Annotated in this window: 23 protein-coding genes; 16 read left to right on the top strand and 7 right to left on the bottom strand. The window is 63.4% G+C overall.

The window, feature by feature from the left end; all coding sequences use genetic code 11:
* Window positions 1-94 precede the first annotated feature (94 nt).
* Window positions 95-1009 carry a LysR family transcriptional regulator gene (locus ACR0EZ_RS17075; protein ID WP_480615336.1) on the top strand — a complete coding sequence of 305 codons (915 nt, stop codon included), beginning with the start codon at window positions 95-97 and terminating at the stop codon, window positions 1007-1009.
* Window positions 1010-1012: 3 nt separating this feature from the next.
* Here ACR0EZ_RS17075 and uraH read toward each other — a convergent pair whose 3' ends face one another.
* Window positions 1013-1369, bottom strand: a complete 357-nt coding sequence (gene uraH, locus ACR0EZ_RS17070) for a hydroxyisourate hydrolase (protein ID WP_480615334.1) — start codon at window positions 1367-1369, stop codon at window positions 1013-1015.
* 161 nt (window positions 1370-1530) lie between these two features.
* Between uraH and puuE the strand changes: the two genes are divergently transcribed.
* The gene (gene puuE, locus ACR0EZ_RS17065) at window positions 1531-2949 is read left to right on the top strand and encodes an allantoinase PuuE (protein ID WP_480615333.1); all 1419 of its coding nucleotides are present in this window, start codon (window positions 1531-1533) and stop codon (window positions 2947-2949) included.
* On the top strand, window positions 2946-3434 hold the full coding sequence (locus ACR0EZ_RS17060) for an ureidoglycolate lyase (RefSeq protein WP_480615331.1): 489 nt from the start codon (window positions 2946-2948) through the stop codon (window positions 3432-3434). The genes puuE and ACR0EZ_RS17060 overlap by 4 nt, the downstream gene beginning before the upstream one ends.
* Before the next feature lie 20 nt (window positions 3435-3454).
* On the opposite strand, the gene ACR0EZ_RS17055 is transcribed toward ACR0EZ_RS17060, so the two are convergent.
* The 3 genes from ACR0EZ_RS17055 to ACR0EZ_RS17045 all read right to left on the bottom strand — a co-directional run bounded on the left by ACR0EZ_RS17055 (window position 3455) and on the right by ACR0EZ_RS17045 (window position 5764).
* Window positions 3455-4441 carry a type I glyceraldehyde-3-phosphate dehydrogenase gene (locus ACR0EZ_RS17055; protein WP_480615330.1) on the bottom strand — a complete coding sequence of 329 codons (987 nt, stop codon included), beginning with the start codon at window positions 4439-4441 and terminating at the stop codon, window positions 3455-3457.
* A gap of 54 nt (window positions 4442-4495) precedes the next feature.
* Complete coding sequence (locus tag ACR0EZ_RS17050; protein ID WP_480615328.1) at window positions 4496-4819, bottom strand: hypothetical protein; 324 nt, start codon at window positions 4817-4819, stop codon at window positions 4496-4498.
* Window positions 4820-4930: 111 nt separating this feature from the next.
* The gene (locus ACR0EZ_RS17045; RefSeq protein WP_480615326.1) at window positions 4931-5764 is read right to left on the bottom strand and encodes a bifunctional allantoicase/(S)-ureidoglycine aminohydrolase; all 834 of its coding nucleotides are present in this window, start codon (window positions 5762-5764) and stop codon (window positions 4931-4933) included.
* Window positions 5765-5940: 176 nt separating this feature from the next.
* On the opposite strand from ACR0EZ_RS17045, the gene ACR0EZ_RS17040 reads away from it, so the two are divergent.
* Window positions 5941-6297, top strand: coding sequence for a hypothetical protein (locus tag ACR0EZ_RS17040; RefSeq protein WP_480615324.1), 357 nt, complete (start codon window positions 5941-5943; stop codon window positions 6295-6297).
* A 10-nt stretch (window positions 6298-6307) separates the two neighbouring features.
* Here ACR0EZ_RS17040 and ACR0EZ_RS17035 read toward each other — a convergent pair whose 3' ends face one another.
* Window positions 6308-7243: a 2-hydroxyacid dehydrogenase gene (locus ACR0EZ_RS17035; protein WP_480615323.1), complete on the bottom strand. Its 936-nt coding sequence runs from the start codon at window positions 7241-7243 to the stop codon at window positions 6308-6310.
* Between the two features lie 129 nt (window positions 7244-7372).
* Here ACR0EZ_RS17035 and ACR0EZ_RS17030 point away from each other — a divergent pair, with 129 nt between their 5' ends.
* From ACR0EZ_RS17030 to ACR0EZ_RS17020, 3 genes are all read left to right on the top strand, one after another.
* Window positions 7373-8185 carry a thioesterase family protein gene (locus ACR0EZ_RS17030; protein WP_480615321.1) on the top strand — a complete coding sequence of 271 codons (813 nt, stop codon included), beginning with the start codon at window positions 7373-7375 and terminating at the stop codon, window positions 8183-8185.
* A 74-nt stretch (window positions 8186-8259) separates the two neighbouring features.
* Window positions 8260-8907: a DUF1007 family protein gene (locus tag ACR0EZ_RS17025; RefSeq protein WP_480615319.1), complete on the top strand. Its 648-nt coding sequence runs from the start codon at window positions 8260-8262 to the stop codon at window positions 8905-8907.
* The gene (locus tag ACR0EZ_RS17020; RefSeq protein ID WP_480615317.1) at window positions 8892-9803 is read left to right on the top strand and encodes a nickel/cobalt transporter; all 912 of its coding nucleotides are present in this window, start codon (window positions 8892-8894) and stop codon (window positions 9801-9803) included. The genes ACR0EZ_RS17025 and ACR0EZ_RS17020 overlap by 16 nt, the downstream gene beginning before the upstream one ends.
* Before the next feature lies 1 nt (window position 9804).
* On the opposite strand, the gene truA is transcribed toward ACR0EZ_RS17020, so the two are convergent.
* Entirely contained in the window at window positions 9805-10572 is a 768-nt protein-coding gene (truA, locus tag ACR0EZ_RS17015; protein WP_480615315.1) for a tRNA pseudouridine(38-40) synthase TruA, read from the bottom strand.
* Window positions 10573-10679: 107 nt separating this feature from the next.
* Here truA and ACR0EZ_RS17010 point away from each other — a divergent pair, with 107 nt between their 5' ends.
* From ACR0EZ_RS17010 to ileS, 8 genes are all read left to right on the top strand, one after another.
* Window positions 10680-12095 carry a YcjX family GTP-binding protein gene (locus ACR0EZ_RS17010; protein ID WP_480615313.1) on the top strand — a complete coding sequence of 472 codons (1416 nt, stop codon included), beginning with the start codon at window positions 10680-10682 and terminating at the stop codon, window positions 12093-12095.
* The gene (locus ACR0EZ_RS17005; protein WP_480615311.1) at window positions 12092-12547 is read left to right on the top strand and encodes an N-acetyltransferase family protein; all 456 of its coding nucleotides are present in this window, start codon (window positions 12092-12094) and stop codon (window positions 12545-12547) included. Before ACR0EZ_RS17010 ends, ACR0EZ_RS17005 begins: the two co-directional genes overlap by 4 nt.
* Complete coding sequence (locus tag ACR0EZ_RS17000; protein ID WP_480615309.1) at window positions 12540-13529, top strand: YcjF family protein; 990 nt, start codon at window positions 12540-12542, stop codon at window positions 13527-13529. Before ACR0EZ_RS17005 ends, ACR0EZ_RS17000 begins: the two co-directional genes overlap by 8 nt.
* A gap of 59 nt (window positions 13530-13588) precedes the next feature.
* Window positions 13589-14299, top strand: coding sequence for a VIT1/CCC1 transporter family protein (locus ACR0EZ_RS16995; RefSeq protein ID WP_480615307.1), 711 nt, complete (start codon window positions 13589-13591; stop codon window positions 14297-14299).
* An 86-nt stretch (window positions 14300-14385) separates the two neighbouring features.
* Window positions 14386-15699: an SDR family oxidoreductase gene (locus tag ACR0EZ_RS16990; RefSeq protein ID WP_480615305.1), complete on the top strand. Its 1314-nt coding sequence runs from the start codon at window positions 14386-14388 to the stop codon at window positions 15697-15699.
* On the top strand, window positions 15699-16178 hold the full coding sequence (locus tag ACR0EZ_RS16985) for a DUF2269 family protein (protein ID WP_480615303.1): 480 nt from the start codon (window positions 15699-15701) through the stop codon (window positions 16176-16178). The genes ACR0EZ_RS16990 and ACR0EZ_RS16985 overlap by 1 nt, the downstream gene beginning before the upstream one ends.
* A gap of 100 nt (window positions 16179-16278) precedes the next feature.
* Entirely contained in the window at window positions 16279-18972 is a 2694-nt protein-coding gene (locus tag ACR0EZ_RS16980; RefSeq protein ID WP_480615301.1) for a DUF2339 domain-containing protein, read from the top strand.
* 163 nt (window positions 18973-19135) lie between these two features.
* On the top strand, window positions 19136-22054 hold the full coding sequence (ileS, locus tag ACR0EZ_RS16975; RefSeq protein WP_480615299.1) for an isoleucine--tRNA ligase: 2919 nt from the start codon (window positions 19136-19138) through the stop codon (window positions 22052-22054).
* 30 nt (window positions 22055-22084) lie between these two features.
* Here ileS and ACR0EZ_RS16970 read toward each other — a convergent pair whose 3' ends face one another.
* A complete protein-coding gene (locus ACR0EZ_RS16970) occupies window positions 22085-24073 on the bottom strand; it encodes a hypothetical protein (protein ID WP_480615297.1) in 1989 nt (662 codons plus the stop codon).
* Window positions 24074-24187: 114 nt separating this feature from the next.
* Between ACR0EZ_RS16970 and ACR0EZ_RS16965 the strand changes: the two genes are divergently transcribed.
* Window positions 24188-24643 carry a methylated-DNA--[protein]-cysteine S-methyltransferase gene (locus ACR0EZ_RS16965; protein ID WP_480615295.1) on the top strand — a complete coding sequence of 152 codons (456 nt, stop codon included), beginning with the start codon at window positions 24188-24190 and terminating at the stop codon, window positions 24641-24643.
* Window positions 24644-24678: the final 35 nt, after the last annotated feature.

Below are 24678 nucleotides of genomic sequence, written 5' to 3'. Positions count from 1 at the left end.
AGAGGTCTCCGATTGCGTTGCCGCCACACTAGGCAAACGGGCTTTTCTTCGGTATTCCCGTATATTGTCAAACTGTATCAAAAAAAACGATAAGATGTCCTATCTCGACAACATCCGCACCTTCGTCCGCGTCTACGATCTGGGCAGCATGTCCGCTGCGGGCCGGGACCTGCGCATATCGCCCGCCGTGACCTCGGCACGGATTTCGCAGCTTGAGGATCATCTGGGCGTGCGCCTGTTCCAGCGCACCACCCGCAACCTGTCCCCGACGGAACAAGGCAAGGCGTTCTATCCCGGCGCGGTGGCGGTTCTGGATGCGGTGGACGACGCCGAGGCGCAGGTGACCCACCTGACCGAAGCGCCGCGGGGCTCGCTGTTCGTGGCCGCCCCGCTGGGGGTGGGGCGGCGGCTGCTTGCGCCGCATGTGCCTGATTTTCTGGCGGAATACCCCGAGATCGACGTGCGCCTGCGCCTGACGGACCGGTCTGTGGACCTGACGACCGAGGGGTTGGATCTGGCGTTTTTCATCGGTCAGCCCGAGGACAGCACCCTGCGCATCCGCAAGATCGCTGATTGCCAGCGCGTGCTGTGCGCCGCCCCGGATTATGTGAAACGGCGGGGCATGCCGCAGACCGGGGCCGAACTGATCTCGGACAAGCATGAATGTCTGAACCTGCGCTATCCCGGCGCGACCGAGTTTCAATGGATGCTGGAAACGCCGGAGGGCCCCAAGAGGTTCGCGGTCTCGGGGCGGTTTGAATGCGATGATGGCGATGTGCTGACGGATTGGGCGCTGTCAGGGCAGGGCATCGCGATGAAGCCGGTGTTTGAGGTCGCGGATCACCTGAAAGCGGGGCGTCTGGTTCCGGTTGCCCCGGACACGCCGCCGGTGTCGGTACAGATGGCCTGCCTGTACACCCACCGCCGCCATCAGGACCCCAAGGCACGCCTGTTCATGGATTTCATGATCGAACGGATCAGCGGGGTGGTGCGCAGTTCAGAACTGTGACGGTCAGCTACCGCGATAGGTCGAATAGCCGTAAGGCGACAGCAACAGCGGCACATGGTAGTGCGCCGAGGCATCCGACAGGCCGAACCGGATCGGAACCTCGTCCAGAAACAGAGGGTCGTCGCCTGCCTGACCGGTCGCGCGCAGGTAGTCACCGGCATGGAAGATCAACTCGTAAGCTCCGGTTTCGAACGCGTCCTGCGGCAGGATCGGGCCATCGGTGCGCCCGTCGGAATTGGTCTGCATTTCGGCGAGTTTCTCACGCCCTTCACCATTCAGCCTGTATAGAACAATGCGTAGCCCCTCGGCCGGGCAACCGCGTGCCGTGTCCAGAACATGGGTCGTCAGATAACCAGCCACGGCGATCTCCTTTGATTTGCCTTTCGGTTTGTCACAGTGTGGAACAAACTTCAAAACGGTGGAAATGCCGAAAGAACCGGAAACAGCGTTCGGATTGATTTGATAATCCCGGACCGATTTCTGGGCTAAGCCTGTCGAAACGCCCAAATATGGAAGACGCCATGCAGCCCCCTCGTTACCCCCGCGACATGATCGGATATGGTGCCAACCCGCCAGAGGCCCAGTGGCCAGGCGGGGCGAAGCTGGCCGTGCAGATCGTGCTGAACTACGAAGAGGGCGGCGAGAATTGCGTTTTGCACGGCGATGACGCGTCCGAGGCGTTTCTGTCCGAGATTGTCGGGGTCGCATCGTGGCCGGGGCAGCGCCACTGGAACATGGAATCGATCTATGAATACGGCGCGCGGGCCGGGTTCTGGCGGTTGCACCGTTTGATGCAGGACCTGCCGATTACCGTCTATGGTGTTGCGACGGCGCTGGCCCGGTCCCCCGATCAGGTCGCCGCCATGCAAGCCGCCGGGTGGGAGATCGCCAGCCACGGGCTGAAGTGGATCGAACACAAGGACATGCCCGAGGACGAAGAACGCGCCCAGATCGCCGAGGCCATCCGTCTGCACACTGAGGTCGTCGGCGACCGTCCGCGCGGTTGGTACACCGGGCGCTGTTCGGAAAACACCGTGAGGCTGGTGGCGGAAGAAGGCGGCTTTGCCTATGTGGCCGACACCTATGCCGACGATCTGCCCTACTGGATGCAGACCGGCGGGCGGGATCAGTTGATCGTGCCGTACACACTGGACTGCAACGACATGCGCTTTGCCACGCCGCAGGGGTTCAACTCGGGCGATCAGTTCTTTTCGTACCTTAAGGACAGTTTTGATGCGCTCTACGCCGAGGGTGAGGCGGGGGTGCCCAAGATGCTCTCGATCGGTCTGCACTGCCGCCTGATCGGGCGTCCGGGGCGGGTGATGGCTTTGAAGCGGTTTCTGGACTACGCGCGGGGCTTCTCGGATGTGTGGTTCGCGACACGGCTGCAAATCGCCGAACATTGGGCGCAGACCCATCCGCCCGTGTCGGCCCCGAAACCGTCGCGCATGGCGCGGGAGGAATTCGTTGCGGCCTATGGCGGCATATTCGAACATTCCGCCTGGATCGCCGAGCGGGCCTTTGATCTGGAACTTGGCCCCGCCCATGACACAGCAGGCGGATTGCACAATGCGCTGACGCGCATGTTCCGGTCGGCCTCGGACCAGGAACGTCTAGGCGTCCTGACCGCCCACCCCGATCTTGCCGGCAAGCTGGCGCAGGCCAAGCGGCTGACGCAGGAAAGCACGTCCGAGCAGGCCTCGGCCGGGCTGGATGCGCTGACGGATGCGGAGCGTGGTTCGTTCTCCGATCTGAACCGGCGCTATACGGATAAGTTCGGCTTTCCCTTCATCATCGCCGTGCGCGATCACGACAAGGCCTCGATCCTGCAGGCGTTCCAGCGCCGGATCGAACAGGACCGCGACACCGAGTTTGCCGAAGCGTGCCGACAGGTCGAACGGATCGCCGAATTCCGCCTGAGGGACTTGTTGCCGTCATGAGCCGTCGGATCGTGATCGAACCGCTGACAGCCGCCGCCTTCGCGCCTTTTGGTGATGTGATTGAGGTTTCCGGCGCGCCGGACAAGATCATCAATCAGGGTCAATGCGGGCGGTACCATGACCGGGCACTGGTGGACTTTGCCGACGGGCGCGCCGGGATCAGCCTGTTCGACGCCAATCCGCGCGGCCTGCCGTATCGGCTGGACATGGTCGAGCGGCACCCCGAGGGCAGTCAGGCCTTTATCCCGATGACCCACCAGCCGTTCCTTGTGGTCGTCGCCCCGGACAACGGCGGCCAACCCGGCCAGCCCCGCGCCTTTGTCACAACGCCGGGGCAGGTAGTGAACTATCATCGCGGCACATGGCATGGGGTTTTGACCCCGCTGCACGGGCCCGGCCTGTTTGCCGTGGTCGACCGGATAGGTGACGGAGCGAATCTGGAGGAGTTCTGGTTCGAAGAGCCGTTCGAGGTGGTCGAAAGCTGAACCAGAGCGCTCCCGCCAGATCAACCCTCGGCCATCAGGCGGGCGACGTCGAGCATGCGGGCCGAGAAACCCCATTCATTGTCGTACCAACCGAAGACGCGGATCTGGTTTTCGCCGATCATCCGGGTTTCCGGGCCTGCGATAACCAGCGATTCCGGCCGGGACCGCAGGTCTGAAGACACAAGCGGAAGGTCCGTCCAGCCCAGAACGGGCGAGGCATCGACCTCCTGACGCAGGGCGAGGTCGAAGGCGTCGGCGCTTTGACCGCGCTCCAGCGTCACCACAAGATCAACCGCAGAAACACTGGCCGTCGGAACACGCACGGCGGCACCCGAGATACGTCCTGCCAGATGCGGCAGGACCACGTCGATCAGATGGGTCGCGCTGGAGGTCGTGGGCACCATCGACAGCGCCCCCGCACGAGACCGCGCAAGGTCGCCGCGCGGGGCATCGACCATCGGCTGGCTGTTCGTGTAGCAGTGAATGGTGGTCATATGCCCCGAGGCAATGCCTCCGATCTCATCCAGCAGTTTGACCAGCGGTGCCAGCCCGTTGGTGGTGCAGGAGGCGTTCGAGACGATGCGGGCACCGCCCAGCTGATCCTCGTTCGCCCCCATCACGATCGTCACTTCGGCAGCGGGTGAGGGCCCCGAGATCAGCACTTTGCTTGCCCCGGCAGACAGCCCCCGGCGCGCAACGTCCGAGCTGCGGGCGACCCCGGTGCAATCCAGCACCACGTCCACGCCCGACAGATCGACCTGCGCCAGATCGACGCTGTGCGTCATCGCAATCGCGTGACCATCCACAATCAGCGCGCCGTCGCCTTCGGTCACGTGACCGGGATAGGGGCCAAAGGTGCTGTCGTATTTGAACAGATAGGCGCAGGTTTCCAGCGGTGCGATGTCATTGATCAGCACAAGCTCGATATCCGACCCGTGCGGCAAGGCCAGCACCTGCCGCAGAATCGTGCGGCCGATGCGGCCGAATCCGTTGATCGCGAGTTTCATGCGCAACCTATGGCAGGCGGATCAGGCGATCTCAACGAGAGTATTGTACCAATTTCAAGGGCAACTGACCTGCGAGAAGAACTGGCCCGAGATGTTCTGATACATGCTGGGCACGATCGGCTTGCACCCCGTCGCGGCCTGAATCGCGGCAATGGCCTGAATGGTGCGCAGGCGCGGCGGCGGGCCGAACGGGTTGAGGTTATTGTTGTCGCGCGTGGCGCGGTAGATCACCGGCGCGTCCGAGACCTGAGTCACCGCCCAGGTGCGGCTCATTACGAAGACGGATTTGGTTTCTTCCTTGGCGGCAACCGGGCCGGGTTGGGCAATCGCCAGTGCGGCAAAGGCTGCTGCGGCCAACAGGGGAATATGCAGTTTCATCGATCAATCTCCGGTACTCGAAAAAGGAATTTGCTTGGATTTCAGCAAATTCCAGGGCTTGTGTGAACCCCCGGCCCGAGAGATTCAGGCAAACTGTCGGTAATTTACCCTCTAGCCGGTCGGGACAGTCAGCGGCATGTGGCGGTTGACGTCCTTGTAAAGCAGATACCGGAACCGCCCCGGCCCCCCCGCATAACAGGCCTGCGGGCAGAAGGCGCGCAGCCACATGTAGTCGCCGGCCTCGACCTCGACCCAGTCCTGGTTGAGCCGGTAAACGGCTTTGCCTTCAAGCACGTACAGGCCGTGCTCCATCACATGGGTTTCGGCAAAGGGGATCACGGCCCCCGGTTCGAACGTCACGATCGTCACATGCATGTCATGGCGCAGATCCTGCGGGTCGACAAAGCGGGTGGTGGCCCAGCGCCCCTCGGTGCCCGGCATCGGGTTGGGGGCAACATCACGTTCGTTGGTGATGATCGGGTCGGGGACCGGCAGGCCGGGAACCGCCTGATAGGCCTTGCGGACCCAGTGAAAGCGCGCGGCCTGGTCGCCGGTATTGTGCAGCGTCCATTCCGACCCCGGCGGGATATAGGCGTATCCCCCTGTTTCCAAACGGTGAATCGCACCCCCCAGCGTCAGCGTAACCGTTCCTTCAACGACAAACAGAACGGCCTGCGCGCGGCTGTCGGTCTCGGGGTGGTCGCTGCCGCCGCCGGGCTGAACCTCCATGATGTATTGTGAAAACGTCTCGGCGAAACCGCTCAGGGGGCGGGACAGGACCCACAGGCGGGTGCCCTCCCAAAAGGGCAGGTAGCTGGCGGTGATGTCGCGCATCGTGCCCTTGGGGATCACCGCGTAGGCCTCGGTGAACATGGCGCGGTCGGTCAAAAGCTGCTCCTGACCGGGATGCCCGCCGCTGGGCGCAAAATAGGTTGGTTGTGTCATCGCATGCCCTTGTATCGTTTGCCCGGCACTATGCGGGGAATGACGGCGCGCCTCTAGCTGCGGCCTTTCGATAGGTTTGTTCGGGATATTTTGAAGGTGGCCCGCGCAGGGGTTGGCCCCGTCCGCGCCAGGGTATATCCTTGAAGGTGAACCGATTTTAGCCAAGCGAGGCCGTCATGAAAGCCCGGATTTCTTTTGCAGCCATTGCCCTAAGCATCGCGGGCTTTGCGATGGCCGCGCACGCCAAGCCACTGTCCCGAATCATTGCCGAGATGGGTTTAAGCCCCGCCGACTTCGAAGTGCTGAACGCGGCGTCGGATTCGCTTTTTGCGGGTGGTGTCCCCGGCAACGGGACCGAGCGGTCGTGGGTGAATGAAGATACCGGATCAAAGGGCACGATCCGGGTGAACGGCGTGGATGGCAACTGCGTCCGCCTGCAGCACTTCATTCAGCCCGAAGGGGGCGATCAGACGCGCGAGGTGCGGACCCGTCGGTGCAAGGATGCCGAAGGCAACTGGGTACTGGCCCCCTAAGGGATTGGCTTCAATAGCCCCGGTCCCTGTCCACTTCGTGCAGCAGCGGCGCTCCGGCTGTCAGCCGCTGGAAGTTCTCGGCCACATCTGACAGCGCATCGCCCAGATGCCAGCCCGACACGTGCGGCGTGATCTTAACGCCCGGGTGCCGCCAGAGCGGGCTGTCCTGCGGCAGTGGTTCCTTGCGGGTCACGTCCAGAACTGCATGGCCGGGTGTGCCACTGTCCAGCGCGGCGATCAGCGCCTCTTCGTCGATCAGGTTGCCGCGCCCTGCGTTCAGCAACTGGCTGCCGGGTTTCATCGCGGCCAGCAAGCCCGCGTCGAACAAACCCGTGGTTTGCGGGGTCGAGGGCAGAATGGCGCACACGTGATCGCACCGGCCCAGCATGTCGGGCAGGGCGTCTTGACCATGCAGGCATTCCACCCCGTCGATCTGCTTGGCTGAACGGCTCCAGCCGATGACCTGAAACCCGACGGCGCGCAGCATGCGGGCGGCGCGATTGCCGATGTGACCCAGCCCCAGAACGCCCACCACGGTGTCGGGCGTGAGGATGGGTTCTTTCGAAAGCCACTCGGCTCGCTTCTGCGCCGCTTCGTGAAACGCCATATGGCGCTGGGTGCGCAGGATATAGGCCAGAAACCACTCGGCAATTTCGCGCGCCGGTGCATCCGGTTTCAGCCGCGTAACGCGGACATTTGGCGGCAGGTTCGCGTTGCCCACGATGGTTTCCACCCCGGCCCCCAGTTTCTGCACGAGTTTCAAGTTGGGGAACTGGCTCAGGTGGCCGTCTGTCAAACCGACGACCGCGATCATCGAAATCTCGTGCGGGTTTCCGAGTGTCTCGGGCGTACGCACATCGGCGTCGGGCGATAGCCGCAGAATCGATTCGGCGATTTCGGCGTTGCTCATCCAGTCGGTCAGGCCGGTATCGATCAACAGGGCCAAGGGCTGCTCCTTCCGGGACATCGCGTCACCCCAGACGGGGGCGGTTTTGGGTGGCGTTTGTTGTGACTATGCCGTTTGGTGTGCAAAAGAAAACCCCGGGTGATTTGCACCCCGGGGCGCAGAGACAGGATGACAGCCCCGATGACAGCGGATCGCGACGCGCAGCCCTTTTTCCACCTTGCCGAAGATGGTGCGTTTATCGGCCTTGACCCGGCGCGCGGCCCCTGGTCCGCCGATCATTGCCACGCGGGACCTGTGACCGGGCTGATCGTACGTGCGGCTGAAACCGAGGTTGGCCCTGACAAGATGCTGACCCGCCTGACGGTGGATTTGCTGCGCCCCTTGCCCCTTGCCGGGTTGCGCGTGGCGGCTGAAACCACACGCCACACCAAGACGCTGGCGACCACAAAGGTCACGGTGCATGACCTTGACGACACGCTGTGCGCAACCGCAACGACGATGCACCTGATCCGCAAGTCGATGGCGGATGTGCCCAATGTCCAAACCGCCCCCTTGTCGCTGGCAGCCACGGTAAACGGGCCTTTTCCGATTGGTGAACTGCGCCATGGTCTGACAGGCTTCGCCCATTGCGTCGATGTGCTTTACCCCGAAGGCGGCAATCAGGGACCCGGCCCCAAGGCCATCTGGATGCGCACGCCCGCCTTGCTGGAAGGTGAGAGGCCCTCGCCGATTCAGGCGCTCTGCCCCTTGGCCGATTGCGGCAACGGTATCTCGTGGAATGCGCCCACGTCCGAGATGGGGTTCATGAACACCGATCTGACCGTGCAAATCCACCGAGAGCCTGTGTCGGACTGGCTGGCCTCGGATTCGGTGTCGCATTGGCAGGATACCGGGATCGGGATGTCACAATCGGTTCTCTATGACACGGAAGGTCCCGTGGGGACCGCGCTGCAGACGCTTGTCCTGTTCCCGCCCGCATGATCCCGTCGGCTGAATTCTGCAGTATGAGCGCGATACGCGTTGCCGCCGGACCCCTCGCACCCTATCTTTCGGGCATGCGTTGGCTGACCGCTCTTCTGACCTGCTGCCTTCCGATCCCGGCTTTGGCGCACCCGCATGTCTTCATCGACACGGGGCTGGAGTTCATTGTCGACGATGCGGGCCAGTTGACCCATGTACGCGTGACCTGGGCCTATGACGAATTCTACTCGCTGCTGCTGCTTGAGGATATGAAGCTGGATCAGGACGCTGATGGCGTTCTGACCGAGGCCGAGGAACAGTTTCTGAACGGCTTCGACGCGCAGTGGATCGAAGGGTACAATGGCGATCTGGTGGTCACCGCAAACGACGCGCCCGTTGCCCTTTCTGGCCCACTCGAAGCGGTTGCGACCACCGAAGACGGGCGCATCGTCTCATCACACATTCGCGCGGTCGAAGGCGGTGCGGTTGCGGCCAATGCCCTGTCCGCCAAGGCCTTTGATGAAACGTTTTACACCGCCTATGAATTGAACCGCCCCGTCACCGTTTCCGGACCCGCCACATGCCAGCTTGAACGGGTCGATCCCGATATCGACGCGGAACTGGCGCAGATGCAGGCGTTTCTGCGAACGCTGGATGTGAATGTCGATCTGGAAGAAAACGATATCCCGCTGGTGGGTGAGAAATTTGCCACCGAGATCCGCCTTTCATGTCCAAATACCTGATTTTCCCGGTCGCGATCGCCATAGCCTTGCTGCTGTGGTTCTGGGGCAGCGGCGGCTTTGACAGCCTGGCCGCCTGGGCCGCAGGTGAGCAGCGTGAGTTCCAGAACCAGATCGCCCGGTCTCTGCGCGCCGCCCGTGCCCAGCAGCCCGAGGCCGTCGCAACCCTGCTGACGGTCTGTTTCGCCTACGGGTTCTTTCATGCAATCGGTCCGGGTCACGGCAAGGTTCTGATTGGCGGCTACGGGCTGGGCCGACGCGTCGCCTTTTGGCGCTTGTCCGCGATCAGTGTGCTGTCCAGTCTGGGGCAGGCGGTGACGGCTGTTGTTTTGGTCTATGCCGGGGTGCTGATCTTCCAGATGTCGCGCGAAAGTCTTGTGGGTACGACCGAACGGGTCATGGCCCCGATCAGCTACGCCGCGATCGCGGTGATTGGCCTGTGGCTGGTGTTCCGATCCGTTCGCAGCTTCGCCCGGCGGCACCGCAGCCAGACCGCCCACGCACATCATCACCACCATCATGAGGGTGAGGCCTGCTCAGAGTGCGGCCACCGCCATGGCCCTAGCGCGGAAGAGGTCGCCCAGGCCGGAACCCTGCGCGAGGCGCTTGTGCTGATCGCAGGCATCGCAGCCCGCCCCTGCACCGGCGCTTTGTTCGTGCTGATCCTGACATGGCAGATGGGCATCGCGATGGTCGGCATCGCCGGGGCCTTTGCAATGGCACTGGGCACGGCGACAGTCACGACGCTGGTGGGCTGGACCTCATTCGGATTGCGCGGGGGGCTGCTGGCGTCGGCCTCGGCCACGCGGTTTGCTTCCGTTCTGGCCCCGACCATCGAACTGGTGGCCGGTTTGCTGATTGTGGTGATTGCCGGCGGTTTGCTGCTGCGGGCGATTTGAGTCAGTCGAACACCGGCTCGGGATAGCCAACCCGCGCCAGATACAGACCCTGCGGCGGACAAACCGGCCCGCAGGCCGCACGATCGGCAGCTTCCAGAGCATCGCGCACATCCTCGGGCGACCAGGCACATGCACCGACCCGCTCCAGCGTGCCCACGAAGCTGCGGACTTGATTATGCAGGAACGACCGGGCGCGGACGTGGAAGTGCACCTCGGGGCCCGAGAATCCCTCAACTTGCTCGACGCGCAATTCGTCCAGCGTCTTCACAGGGCTGGCGGCCTGACAGATCGAGGACCGGAAGGTGGTGAAGTCATGCCGCCCGATCAGCATATCTGCCCCTGTTTGCATCGCGTCGATATCCAGCCGGTGATTGATCCGCCAGACCTGACCCCGATCATGCGTCGCAGGCGCGCGGCGTATCAGGATGCGGAACAGATATTGACGCTCGATGGCCGAGAACCGCGCATGCCAGTCGTCATCCACCCGCGCGGCCTGAACAATCGCGACGGGCTGGGGTTTGAGGTGATAGTTCAGCGCCTCGGACAGGCGGAACGGGTCCCACTCTTTGGCCAAGTCACAATGCGCGACCTGCCCCAGCGCGTGCACGCCCGCATCGGTGCGTCCGGCGGCGGCGATCGTGTGCTCTCCGGGCTGGATGTGGGACAGGGCCTGTTCGATGGCACCCTGCACTGACGGCAGTTCCTTTTGCCGCTGCCACCCGGCAAACGGCTCCCCCTGGTATTCGACTTTCAACGCGTATCTGGGCATGGGGCGCTGGTACAGCGCGGCGCGAGAACGGGCAAGGGGGCGAAAGCGCTGGTATGTGGCGCACCCGCTACCTATCTTGGGCAAAACAATAATTGCGGGGCGACGGCTTGGTCATCTCATCACTGGCAGACAGTCTTATGCGCGGCGTCGAATCCATCGGCGACAGCGTGTCCGAGACGTTTTTTGAGCCGGTCATCCGGCTTGGCGTTACCGGGTTGGCGCGGTCGGGCAAGACGGTCTTCATCACCTCACTGGTGGCGAACCTGCTGGATCGGGGCCGGATGACCGGCCTTGCCGCGCAACAGGAAGGGCGGATCAACGCCGCTTATCTGCAGCCGCAGCCGGACGATACAGTGCCCCGGTTCGACTATGAATCCCACCTGTCCGACCTGACCGGTCCCAACCCGCATTGGCCCGACAGCACCCGCGCGGTGTCCGAGCTGCGCCTGTCGTTCAAAGCCCGCCCCGCCGGATTGCTGGCCGGGCTGCAGGGGCCGCGCACGGTCCATCTGGATATCGTGGATTATCCGGGCGAATGGCTGCTGGATCTGGCGCTGATGGACAAGTCTTATCAGGACTGGTCGCAGGAAACGCTGTCCCGCATTGAACAGCGCGCCGAGGCGGGATCGTTCCTGTCGGCCCTGGATTCTGCCGACCCAACCAGCGCACATGATGAACCGACGGCGCAGGCTTTGACTGCGGCCTTCACCGCCTATCTCAACAGTGCGAGAGACGCGGGGTTCTATGACTGCACCCCGGGGCGGTTCCTGCTGCCCGGTGATCTGGCCGGGTCTCCGGTTCTGACCTTCGCGCCCCTGCGCATGTCCGGCCCGTCGCGCCGCCACACCCTGCAGCGCGAGATGGAGCGGCGGTACGAGGCTTATAAATCCCGGGTCGTCAAACCGTTCTTTCGCGACCATTTCGCCCGGATTGACCGGCAGGTCGTGTTGGTCGACGCGCTGGGCGCGATCCACCGGGGGCCGCAGGCGGTCGAGGATATGCGCCGCGCGATGGGCGATATCCTGTCCGCCTTCCGTCCGGGCCGGAACGCGTGGCTCAGCCAGTTGCTGCTGGGCAAACGGGTTGAACGTATCCTCTTTGCCGCCACCAAGGCCGATCACCTGCATCACCTGCAGCACCCCCGCCTGACCGCGATCATGGAGGCACTGACGCGTGAGGCTCGGGACCGCGCCAAATTCGCGGGTGCCGAAACGGCGGCGCTGTCGCTGGCCTCGCTGCGCGCCACGACCGAGGAGATGCGTACTCATAACGGCGCCGAACTGCCCTGCGTGCGCGGCACCTTGCTGGACAGCGGCAAACAGGCGGCCTTCTACCCCGGGGACCTGCCGGATGACCCCGCGCATCTGCTCGGCCCCGCACGAAACGGGGCGGACACATGGCTGGGTGAGGATTACGGTTTCATGGCCTTCGCCCCCGCGCACCTGACCCTGCGCCCCGGCGATGGCCCGCCGCACATAAGGCTGGACCGCGCGGCGCAATTCCTGATCGGAGACCGGCTGTGACAGTAACCCTTCGCCCCGCGCGCAGCACCGATGCCGGTGTGACAGGTACAATCCTGCACAGTTTTGCGCGGGAAAATGACTGGATGCCGGAACTGCACAGCTGCGCCGAGACCATCGCCTTTTGCGGCCGTATGATCGATCAGGACTGGGTGACAGTGGCCGAAACGGATGAGGGCGTTGTTGGCTTTCTGGCGCTGAATGGCGCGGAAATCCACTCGCTTTATCTGGCAGAACCGGCGCGCGGGCAGGGGATCGGACGGCAACTTCTGGATCATGCCAAATCGGGGCATTCTCGCCTGAGCCTCTTTGCCTTTCAGCACAACGCTCCGGCCTGCCGCTTCTACGAACGCAACGGCTTTGCCGAGGTCGCCCGCAGCGATGGCGCAGACAATGACGAAAACCTGCCGGACATCAGATATGTCTGGCGCAGCAAGGGGTTGAACGATGGCTAAGGGCCCGGTTCTGATCGATCTCGAAGCGGATGAACCTGCCGCCGACGTCGCGCAGGCCCCTCCGGTGCCCGATATCGCCCAGCCGCAAGGGCAGGCGATGCAGAGCGTCGCGCGATTTGCGTCGCGCAAACCCTCGGCGCTGTCGCGGTGGTTCTGGGGGCTGGCGCTGGCGGTTGTCGGAGCGGCGATCTCGGTCGCGGCCTGGGATTTTGCGACCTCGCTGGTCCAACGCGCGCCCATTCTGGGGTGGATCGTCACCGGGCTGCTGGCAGCTCTGGTGCTGGTCGCCCTGATCATCGCGATCCGCGAACTGGCGGCGATTGGCCGTCTGTCGCGTGTGGACGGCATGCGCCGCGCGGCAGATGCGGCACTGGCCGAGGCGGATTTGGCGCAGGCGCGCGCGGTGACGACCCGGTTGATCGCCTTCTACAAGGCGCGCGAGGAAACCCGATGGGGCCGGGATCGTCTGGCTGAGCGGATGGCGGACCAGTTCGATGCCTCGGGCCTGCTGCAACTGGCCGAGGATGAGCTACTGGCCCCGCTCGATGCCGCCGCCAGCCGCGAGGTTGAGGCCGCCGCCCGTCAGGTCGCGACGGTGACCGCGCTGGTGCCTCTGGCGCTGGCGGATGTGGTGACGGCTTTGGCAGCGTCGCTGCGGATGATCCGGCGGGTGGCCGAGATTTATGGCGGACGGGCCGGGTTTCTGGGCAGTTGGCGGCTGACCCGCGCCGTATTCGTGCATCTGGTTGCCACCGGTGCTGTGGCCGTGGGCGATGACCTGCTGGAACCGGTTCTGGGCGGCTCGGTTCTCAGCAAACTGTCGCGGCGTTTCGGTGAAGGGCTGGTGAACGGCGCGCTCAGCGCCCGCGTTGGCGTCGCCGCGATGGAGGTCTGCCGCCCCCTGCCATTCTCGGACCGCCACAAACCGTCCACGCGCGGCATCATCAAGCGCGCGTTGCAGGGGCTGTTCTCGAAGGGTTGATCCAACGCAAGGTCAGGCCGCGCCCGCTCCGGCACAGTTGAGGTGACGGAGGGCAAGCCATGACGGATCACGGTCACAGCCAGCAGGAAATCACCGCCCGGATCAACGCGCCGCCGGGCCGGGGCGTGTTGCGGGACGTGGTTTATGGCGGGATCGACGGATCGGTGACGACCTTCGCCATTGTGGCCGGTGTCGCCGGGGCGGGCCTGTCGTCTTTCGTGATCGTCGCGCTGGGGCTGGCCAATGTGCTGGCCGACGGGTTCTCGATGGCGGCGGGAAATTACTCGGGCACCAAGGCCGAGTTGGACAATATCCGCCGCATCCGCGCGATCGAGGAACGCCACATCGCGCTCTACCCCGAGGGTGAGCGGGGTGAGGTGCGCGAAATTCTGGCGCAGAAGGGGCTGTCGGGGCCCGTTCTGGACGAGGCGACGCTGGCGATCACGGCAAACCACGACAACTGGATCAACCTGATGATCGAGGGCGAATATGGGCTGGGCAGCGTCGATCCCCATCCGATGAAAGCTGCACTGGCGACGTTCTTTGCCTTCCTCGTGGCCGGGATGATCCCTTTGCTGCCGTTTCTTTTGTCGGTCGAGCGCGCCTTTCCCATGTCCGCATGGATGACGATGGGGGTATTTTTCGCCATCGGCGCACTCAAAAGCCGCTGGTCGCTGGCCCCGTGGTGGCGGTCGGGGCTTGAGACGTTGCTGATCGGCGGGCTGGCCGCGTCGATTGCTTATCTGGTCGGGTCCCTGTTCCATCCCTAACCGGCAGTGTTGTCGCAGATGGCCTGTCTCGGCTGGTTTGCGGCGGCCAATCGGCTAGGGTGAGGCCAAAGGGACAAGGTGCCATCATGCCGTTGCACTTGCAGGGAAAAAACGTTCTGGTTCTGGGCGCTTACGGGTTCATCGGCGCGCCGGTTACCCGAGATTTGCGGGCCAGCGGTGCCTGCGTGACCGGCATGGTCCGCTCACTTTCGACGGGTGCCAAAGTCCTGCCCGGCATGCCACTGAAACAAGGCGATCTGCGTGCGTTTCAACGTGCAGAGGATTGGCGCGACATCCTCTCGGATGTCGACGTCGTGGTGAACTGCGCCGGAGCGTTGCAGGATGGCGGCAGTGACGATCTTAGGGCGGTTCACCACACCGCCATCGCTGCTCTGGGTCAGGCGTGCGCCGGGGCGGGTATCGCGATCGTGCAGGTCTCGGCCATCGGGGCCGAGCCTGAAGCGGGCACCGAGTTCATGCGCACCAAGGCCGCAGGCGACGCGGCCCTGCGCACCTCAGGGGCCGCGCTTTGGGTTTTGAAACCCGGTCTGGTCATCGGGCAATCGGATTATGGCGGCACCGCCTTGCTGCGCATGTTGGCGGCGGTGCCTTTGGTTCAGCCGGTGGCCTATCCCGAAACACCGGTTCAATGCGTCGGGATGGTGGACCTGTGTCGCGCTGTTGCCTCTGCCGTCGCGGGCCAGTTGCCACAGGGAACCTATGATCTGATCGAGGATGCGCCCAATCCGCTGCCCGATGTCTTGACCGCCACCCGCGCGTGGTTGGGTTTCCGGCCCGCCGTGGCCCGTATCTCTGTGCCGCACTGGATGACCGGGGTGATTGCGGGTGTTGCAGATCAATTGGCCAGACTGGGCTGGAAGTCACCCTTGCGTAGCACCGCAATGACCGTGATGCAGGACGGCGTGACCGGAGACCCCGGCCCATACGCGGCAGCCACCGGCCGGTCGCTGGCGTCGCTGAATGACATCTACGCAACGATACCTTGCGCCCGCGAACACCGGTTGGCGGCGCGGATGGCGTTGCTGATGCCTCTGGTCATCGCGATGCTCAGCCTGTTCTGGGTGTTGTCCGGGCTCTTCGGCCTGCTGGGTCTGGGCCAGTCTGCTGGCGTTCTGACCGGCGCGGGGTGGCCGTCTGGTTTGGCGACATTCAGCGTTCTGTTCTGGTCGCTGGTCGATATCGCGCTGGGGCTGGCCGTCCTGTGGCGGCCCTGCGCCGCGCGGGCTTGCCTTGCGCAGTTCGGTGTTGCCCTGTTCTATCTGCTGGCCGCTTCGCTGACGGTGCCCGAACTGTGGCTCGACCCTCTGGGGCCGCTGGTAAAGATCATACCGGCGATGATGCTGTCGCTTGTTGCCATTCCAATGCTGGAGAGCCGCTGATGGACCCCGACCTGTTCCTGCGCTGGCTGCATGTGATCGGGGCCTGCGTTCTGTTGGGCACCGGCGCGGGCATCGCGTTTTTCATGCTGATGGCCCATCGCGGCCACGACGCGCGGGTCATCGCCCATACGGCGGGCATTGTGGCGCGGGCCGACCTGCGGTTCACCACAACCGCCGTCATCCTGCAACCGATCACCGGTGCCTTTCTGGCGTGGCGGTTGGGATGGTCCCTGACCGAGGGCTGGATCGCGCTGTCGCTGGTTCTCTACGCGCTGACGGGACTGTTCTGGCTGCCTGTGGTCTGGATCCAGTTGCGCCTGCGCGCCTATGCCCAGGCCGCCGTGGAGCAGGGCGGCCCATTGCCCGAGGCCTATCACCGTCTGTTCAGGCTTTGGGTTCTCTGCGGTATTCCGGCGTTTCTGGCAGTGCTGGCCATTCTGTGGCTCATGATCTCGCGACCTGCGCTGGGCGGCTTCTGACCGGCGTGACGCAACGGTTTGAATCATTGCGGATTTTCGGCCTGTTACCCCCGGCCAGACCACGTTAGCCTTTGCAACAGGTTTCGCCCGGAGGTTGCCTTTGGAATCGCTGCTTGTCCTTGTCGGCCTGGTCATTCTGGCCATTCCGGTCACGATTATTGCGCTACTTGTGGGGCAGGCGCGTCTGCGCCGCCGTGTCGAGCAGCTCGAGCGGCAATTGCGCGCGATGCACGCTGATCGCGCTGCATCAGAACCCGTTGAGCCGAAAAGACCGGTCGAGAAGCCCGCAGAAAAACCAAAGAAAGCCCCTTGGGCCCCGGCCAAAACGCAGCAGGTAGAACCGCAAACGCAGACAACGCCCGAACCGCAGAGACCGGTTGTCTTCCGCGAGGATCGCTTGACTGCGCTGGGCGCGTGGCTGCGCGAGAACTGGTTCTATGCGGTTTCCGCCCTGTCGCTGGCTTTGGCCGGTATCTTCCTTGTCCAATACGGCGTCGAAAACGGCCTGCTGCCCCCAACCGCACGTGTTGCGGCCGCGCTGGCCTTTGGCGTTGTCCTGATCGGGGCCGGGGAATACCTGCGCCGACGGTTCGGTGATGATGAGGCCTCGGCCACCGCCTATCTGCCCTCGGTCTTTTCCGGCGCGGGCCTTGTGACCCTGTTTGGCGGCATTCTCTCCGCCCGACAGCTTTACGATCTGATCGGGGCCGAGGTTGCCCTGGCAGGCATGGTTCTGGTGGCCCTTGCGGGGCTGGTTCTGGGCTGGTTCCACGGCCCGCTGCTGGCGGCTGTCGGGCTGATCGGAGCGTTCGCGGCCCCCTTTCTGGTCGGCGGGTCCTCGGACGATCCCACATGGCTTTATGGCTATTTCTTTGTTATCGCGGTGCTGGGTCTGGGCATCGACACGGTGCGGCGCTGGGCGTGGATTTCGGTTCTGACCCTGTTCGGAGCGTACTGGGCCAGCCTGATAGTGATCCTCGGCGCGCCGATGACCGAACCAGGCTACCTGATCTTCGCCACCGCAATGGCGCTGATCGCCATCGCCATTCCTGCGCGCCGTTTCCGGCCCAACCATTCTGGGCCATTGGTCACGGAAATGCTGGTGCGATCGAACTGGAGGCCCTGGCCCGAGTTTCCCACAAGGCTTGCCTTCGGCGCGGTGGCCGTCACCTCCGCCATCCTCTCGCTGCATTGGGCCGATACATCGGATGAGTTCTGGCTGGCGGTTTGCCTGACATCCGGCCTGCTTGCGGCCCTGATCCTGTGGGCCAAGAACGCGGAGGCGCTGCAGGATGTGACGGTGCTGCCAGCCATCGGGCTGATCTGGGTCGTGCTGGTGCACGGTCTGGACCACGGGGTCGTTCAGCGCAGCTTTGCCGAGACCTACCTTGAAACGGCCGAGGCAGACTATCCATGGGTCGTGACAGTATTGGTCGCGCTGGGGGCGCTGATCACCCTGCTGGCGGCGTGGCGGTCCTTTGCCGCCGGGCGATACGCGGTTGTCTGGGCCGGGGCGGCGGCGTTGTTTGCGCCGCTCATGGCCATCGCGCTTGAGGTCGGCTGGCACCCGGCGGAGGTTATCGGCGCTTACCCATGGGCCCTGCATGCCATCGCCATAGGGGCCTTGATGGTTGTCCTCGCCGAACGGTTCGCGCGTGTGGACGGCGAGGACCGGATGCGCGCCGCGCTGGCGACCTTGTCTGCCCTGTCCTGTCTGGCCTTTGCCTGCGTCATCGTGCTCAGCTCTGCCGCGCTGACGATTGCTCTGGTCGCGACAGTCGTGGTCGCCGCCGCGCTGGATCGGAAGTTCACGCTGCCACCGATGAGCTGGTTCATCTGGGCGGGCGTGTTCACCGTCACGGTGCGGCTGGTCCTGAACCCGGGGCTGGATTGGGCCGATACCGCGCCGGTGTGGGAAATGACGCTGGTTTATGCCTCGGCGACACTCGGGTTTCTGGCGGGCTGGCGGCTTTTGATCCCCTTGCAGCGCCCGGTTGCCAAACTGCTGCTGGAAAGCGCCGCCTGGGCGACCGGAGGCATTCTGCTGTCCCTCCTGCTGCTGCGCTGGCTTGAAGGGTTTGGCGAGGGCGGTGCAGGGGACAGCCATTGGGGTCTGGGGCTGCTCTCGGTTATCTGGCTGTTGCTGGCTTATGCGCAGGTTCAAAGGTTCGAACTGGGCGGCAAACTGAATTATGCGCGATACGCGCTGGCCGTTTTCTTCGCTGCCCATGGCCTGTTCCGGCTGTTTCAGGCGCTGGCCGAGCGCAACCCGCTGATCACGCCATATGCCGACCCGGTGCTGGGGCCGCCGATCCTGAACACGCTGGCCGTGGCCTATCTGCTGCCCGCGTTTGCCATCGGGTTCTCGGCATGGCGGATCAAGGCGATGCCCGTTCTGCTGCGACAGGCCAGCTTCGCCGCTGCCAGCGCCCTGGCGGCTTTCTGGCTGGGCCTGACCATCCGCCATGTCTGGCAGGGGGCCGGGGGCATGTATCAGGGCAATGGCGTCACCCAGCCCGAGCTTTACACCTATACGATGATCCTGCTGCTGATCGGCGCGGTGTTGTTCTACCAGTCCCTCGCGCGCCGGTCGGACCTGATGCGCAAGGCAGGACTGGTGGTGATCGGGCTGGCGGTTGCCAAGGTATTTCTGATCGATATTTCGGGCCTTGGCGGGCTGATCCGGGTGTTTTCGCTGCTGGCGCTGGGGCTGGCCTTGGCCGGTCTGGCGTGGCTCAACCGCTGGGCCAAGCTGCGCCATTCGCTGCAAGGCCCGGAACCTCTGGACCATTGAGGGCGGGCGTCTTATAAGCGCGGCCATGCATGACCGGATGGCCATCATTATTCGAATTATATCCCCGGCGCTCTGATCCTCGAGACGCCGGGCAAAGGTGTTTGAGACTTCGCACCGACCGCTTCGATCCAAGTACGACCAGATCATCCAAAGGACGCCCCAAATGTGCGCCGACACGATCCAGACACCTGACTACAAAGACACGCTGAACCTGCCCAAAACCGATTTCCCCATGCGCGCCGGATTGCCGAAACGCGAACCCGCATGGCTCGAGCGGTGGGAGAAGATCGGCGTCTATGACCGCCTGCGCGAGAAGCAAGGCCGCGCGCCCTTTACGCTGCACGATGGCCCCCCCTATGCGAACGGTCACCTGCATATCGGCCACGCACTGAACAAGACCATCAAAGACATGATCGTGCGGTCGCATCAGATGATGGGTCATGACGCGCGGTATGTCCCGGGCTGGGACTGCCACGGCCTGCCGATCGAGTGGAAGATCGAGGAACAGTACCGCAAGAAGGGCAAGAACAAGGACGAGGTGAATATCGTCGATTTCCGTCAGGAATGCCGCAAGTTCGCTGAGGGCTGGATCGACATCCAGCGCGAAGAGTTCAAGCGTCTCGGCATCACCGGCAACTGGCCCGATCCCTACATAACCATGGACTATCACGCCGAGGCCGTGATCGCGGACGAGTTCATGAAGTTCCTGATGAACGGCACTTTGTATCAGGGCTCGAAACCCGTGATGTGGTCGCCCATCGAAAAGACCGCTCTGGCCGAGGCTGAGGTCGAGTATCACGACAAGGAAAGCTTCACCATCTGGGTGAAGTTCAAGGTCGTGAACACGGGCGACGTGACGCTGGACAACGCCTATGTGGTGATCTGGACGACGACTCCGTGGACCATGCCGTCGAACAAGGCAGTGGTGTATGGCGAAGACATTTCCTATGGCCTCTACGAAGTGACGGGCCGCCCCGAGGAATGCTGGGCGCGGATTGGCGAGCGTTATCTGCTGGCCGACGACCGCGCGGCGGATGTGTTTGCGCGCGCGCGTCTGGACGACTCGATGTATCGACGTCTGTGTGACGTGACACAGGAGGATCTGGCCAAGATCCAACTGACCCACCCGCTGGCCGGGGCCGAGGGTGGCAATGGCGAATGGGACGATATCCGTGACTTCCGCGCCGCCGAGTTTGTGACCGATACCGAAGGTACAGGTTTCGTTCATTGTGCGCCGTCGCACGGGATGGAGGAATTTGAGCTTTACCGCGATCTGGGTATGTTGGAGCAGGTCATCACCTATAACGTGATGGACGATGGCAGCTTCCGCGCGGATCTGCCGTTCTTTGGCGGCAAATACATCCTGTCCCGCAAAGGCGGCGAGGGGGATGCCAACAAGGCGATCATCGACAAACTGGCCGAGGTCGGCGGGCTGCTGGCGCGGGGCAAGATAAAGCACAGCTATCCGCATTCGTGGCGCTCGAAGGCTCCGATCATCTATCGCAACACACCGCAGTGGTTTGCATCCGTTGACCGCAAGCTGGAGGACGGCATGGGCGAGATGGGGGACACCATCCGCGAACGCGCCCTGCGGTCCATCGATGAGCTGGTGAAGTGGACCCCGCAGACCGGTCGCAACCGTTTGTATTCGATGATCGAGGCCCGCCCGGACTGGGTGCTGTCGCGCCAGCGCGCGTGGGGCGTGCCGCTGACCTGCTTCACCAAGAAAGGTGCGCTGCCTACCGACGCGGATTACCTGCTGCGCAACGCGGAACTCAACGCCCGCATCAAGGCAGCGTTTGAAAAGGACGGCGCAGACGTCTGGTACACCGACGGGTTCAAAGAGAAGATCCTCGACGGTATCGCCAACCCCGACGAGTACGATCAGGTGTTTGACGTGCTGGACGTGTGGTTTGACTCGGGATCCACCCACGCCTTTGTTCTGCGGGATCGTGAGGACGGGACCGAGGACGGCATCGCCGATGTCTACATGGAAGGCACCGACCAGCACCGCGGGTGGTTCCATTCGTCGATGCTGCAGGCCTGTGGCACCAAGGGCCGTGCGCCCTATCGCAATGTGGTGACCCACGGCTTTACGCTGGATGCCAAGGGCAACAAGATGTCCAAATCGCTGGGCAACACCATCGTGCCGGAGGAGGTCGTCAAGCAATACGGCGCCGATATCCTGCGCCTGTGGGTGGCGCAGACCGACTATACCGCCGACCAGCGGATCGGGCCGGAGATCCTGAAGGGAACCGCCGACAGCTATCGCCGGTTGCGCAACACCATGCGGTTCATGCTGGGCTCGCTGGCCGATTTCTCTGAGGCGGATCGGGTTGCACCCGAGGATATGCCACGGCTGGAGCGTTGGGTGCTGAGCCGTCTGGCCGAACTGGATGAACAGGTGCGCAAAGGCTATGCCTCGTTCGATTTCCAGGGCGTGTTCAGCGCTGTCTTCACCTTTGCCACCGTCGATCTGTCGTCCTTCTATTTCGACGTGCGCAAGGACGCTCTGTACTGCGATGGCGACAGCCTGCGCCGCCGGGCGGCGCGGACCGTGCTGGATATCCTGTTCCACCGCCTGACCACATGGCTTGCCCCGGTTCTGGTCTTCACCATGGAAGAGGTCTGGCTGGAACGCTTCGAAGGCGACGACAGCTCGGTCCATCTGGTGGACTTCCCCGACACGCCCGCCGATTGGCGCGATGCCGAGCTTGAGGCGAGCATGGCCAAAATCCGCCGCGTGCGCCGCGCCGTGACCGCCGCGCTTGAGGTGCAGCGTCAGGACAAGGTGATCGGTTCCAGCCTCGAGGCCGCGCCGATTGTGCATGTCGAAGACGTCGCCACCCGCGACCTGCTGGCCACATTCGACGTGGACGATCTGTGCATCACCTCGGGTCTGACCGTGACCGGCGACCCGGCCCCGGCCGAAGCATTCCGTGTGCCCGAAATCGAAGGCATTGCGGTTCTGTTCGAGAAAGCCGAAGGCGACAAATGCCAGCGTTGCTGGAAAATCCTGCCAGACGTGGGCCTGCACGCCCATGCGGGTGTCTGTGGCCGCTGCGACGAGGCGCTGCGTTAAATCCAAGGCCCCCTCGGACACCCGAGGGGGCTATTTCGGTACTTGATGCGTTTTGGGATCAAACAGGTCGAACCCGATCTCATCCCCCGTCAGCACGCGCCAAACCTCGTGATCGGTGAAATACCCCGTATGCCCGCCGGGCGGGACGGGGATGTTGCGCTTTTTGCGGATCAGGTCGCCCTCGATCCTGGTGCCGACAAAATCATCCTCGCGGAAGATGTTGAACCAGGCGGCTTTCAGGTTTGCGGGGTCGACTGTGAACATCTCGGGGAAATAGCGCTGATAGATGTGCGTCACCGGTGCGCCCATGGTGATCAGCGTCACCGGGCGGCCTTTGATGCGGCGCTGGACCCGCTTGTCGGCCAGCATCTGGGTGGCAATCACCGTTCCTTGCGAATGCGAGATCACCGTGATCTGATCCGCCGGAAAGATGTCCAGCGCGTAATAGAGCGTTCTGTAGAACCGCTCATCAATCAGCCTGCGCGCCGGATAGTTCCGGCGTCTAGCGGCCAGATCCCAGCGCAGCGCACATTTGTCGCGGATCGCGTAGGTGACGATATCGCGCGCAACGCCCAGCCCCGCCGCCACGAAGTCCGAAAACCGATACAGCATCGCCGTCGCCCCCAACACGGCGATGCCGATGATGCCCTGCGCGTCCGCCAGCCGGTTCAGCGCCTTGCCGGTCAAGCTGCAGTCCGGCCTGGACGACTCTGAACCCGAGGCGATGTCGCAGTGAAGATCAAGGCCCAGAACCTGCAGGGTCAGTTCGCGCAGGGCGACCAAACCCAGCACCACCGCCGCGACCAGAAACACGCCCTGCGCCAGCCTGTTGACAATCGCGCGGCTCAGGAAGCTGTGTTTTTCGTACAGCTTCTCTTTGCCCAGTTTGCGCCCCACGAACAGGCCGATGCCGACGACAACCAGCAGAACAACCGCCCCAAAGGCCACCCCCAGCGTGTCGAGAGAGCCGCGCAGGTTGTTGTCGAACAGCTTGATCAGCGTTTGGCTGGACAGGCTGGGTACGCTTTTGACCAGTTGCTCGAATGTCAGCCAGAGACCGGCGATGAAGAACATCCAGAAGACCAGCATGCCCGCGCAGATGCTGGGATACAGCCGCCTGTGCCCCGGCAACGCCGGTTCGACCTGCAGCGTGGTGAGCGAGACCAGATACAGTGCAATCGTGATGAAAATCAGCGCGGTCCAGAACGCAGCAAGCACCAGAATCTGAAACACGACGAACTGCTCCAGCCCGGTGGCGCATGTGATTTCCAGATTTGTGGGGTCGCACATTTGGCCCCAGATCCCTGCGCCAAGCGGCCCGGTCACAAGCGCCAGCGCCAGAACCGCGCCCATCGGGACCGCGCCGCGCCAGAACACGCGCCTGAGATAGGTCGGTGCAGTTTTCTGGCGCTTCAGCCCGACCCACCCCGCGCCCAGATAGATCAGCAGCAAAAGACCGAACAATGCGGCTGGCGTTTGGGCAAAAGCAACGGGCAACAGTTCGATCATCACTGCTGCGGCACCAATCAGCAAAAAGGCGTTCATCGGTGCAACCGCGCCAAAGAAAATCCAGGTAAAAAGATGTACGATCTGGGCGGCGAATGTATTCCTGCCGTTCGCATCCGACGGATCGACCCCTTTGCGCGCATGGGTCTGTTCGACATTGTCCATCGCCAGATACCCCAGTGCCAGCACCACCCAGATCAGGTCGACCAGCGTTTTGATGGCACCCTTGGGTTTGGGGGACCGGTCTGCCCAGAAAACCTCGGCAAACAGGGCCTGATCGGTGCTGTCCTGCGGCTTTGTCACTTTGCGCAGATGCACCTTGTACAGGTTTGCATTCCGGCTGCGGCCGTCAAAGGGGGTCTCGGCCAGTTCGATCATCTGGCGGTCGATCTCGACCGGCGGCTGAGGGTGCCCGTCCAGCCAGGTCGTGGCCGCGCCCGCCACCTGATCGACGGTCTCACCGGGCTTTTGCTCACCAATCCCGTGAACGGTGAGGATCAAGTGTCGCCCCATTCCAGCCTCCGAATTTTTTAATCAATGTGAGGAGATTAGCATACAGGCCATCAAGCACCTAACAGTAGCTTTCCAAGCTTGCGCTTGGCAGGGTGATCTGAAACCCTCGGGCTTATGGCTATGATTGCAGTGGATACGCAGTTCGGGCGGTTGGGCATCGAGGAAACCGGTGGAGCGATCACGCGGCTTGTCTGGAACGGCAGGGATCAGGGCGAAGCTACCCCTTTGCTGCACGAGGCCGCAGCCCAGATGCGCGCCTATGATGCCGGGCAATTGGAGCGGTTCGATCTGCCGTATCACGTGAACGGCTCGGATTTTCAGAAACAGGTCTGCGACTTGATGTTCGCCATCCCGCTGGGAGAAACCCGCACCTATGGCGACATAGCGAAAGAACTGGGCCAGCCAGCGCAGCCGGTGGGGCAGGCCTGCGGTGCCAATCCCATCCCGGTGATCATTCCCTGCCATCGGGTCCTGGCGGCCAATGGTCTTGGCGGGTTTTCCGGCGATGGCGGGGTCGAGACCAAGGTGGCCCTGCTGCGTCACGAACAGGCGGCGGGGCTGTTGATCTGAGTGTCGGAAATCTGTTGCAATCCTTGGAACTCGGG

The organism is Ruegeria sp. AK4 (genome assembly GCF_056541025.1).
Note: the sequence above shows the minus strand (reverse complement) of the source record. Positions and strands in the feature narration are given on the sequence as shown.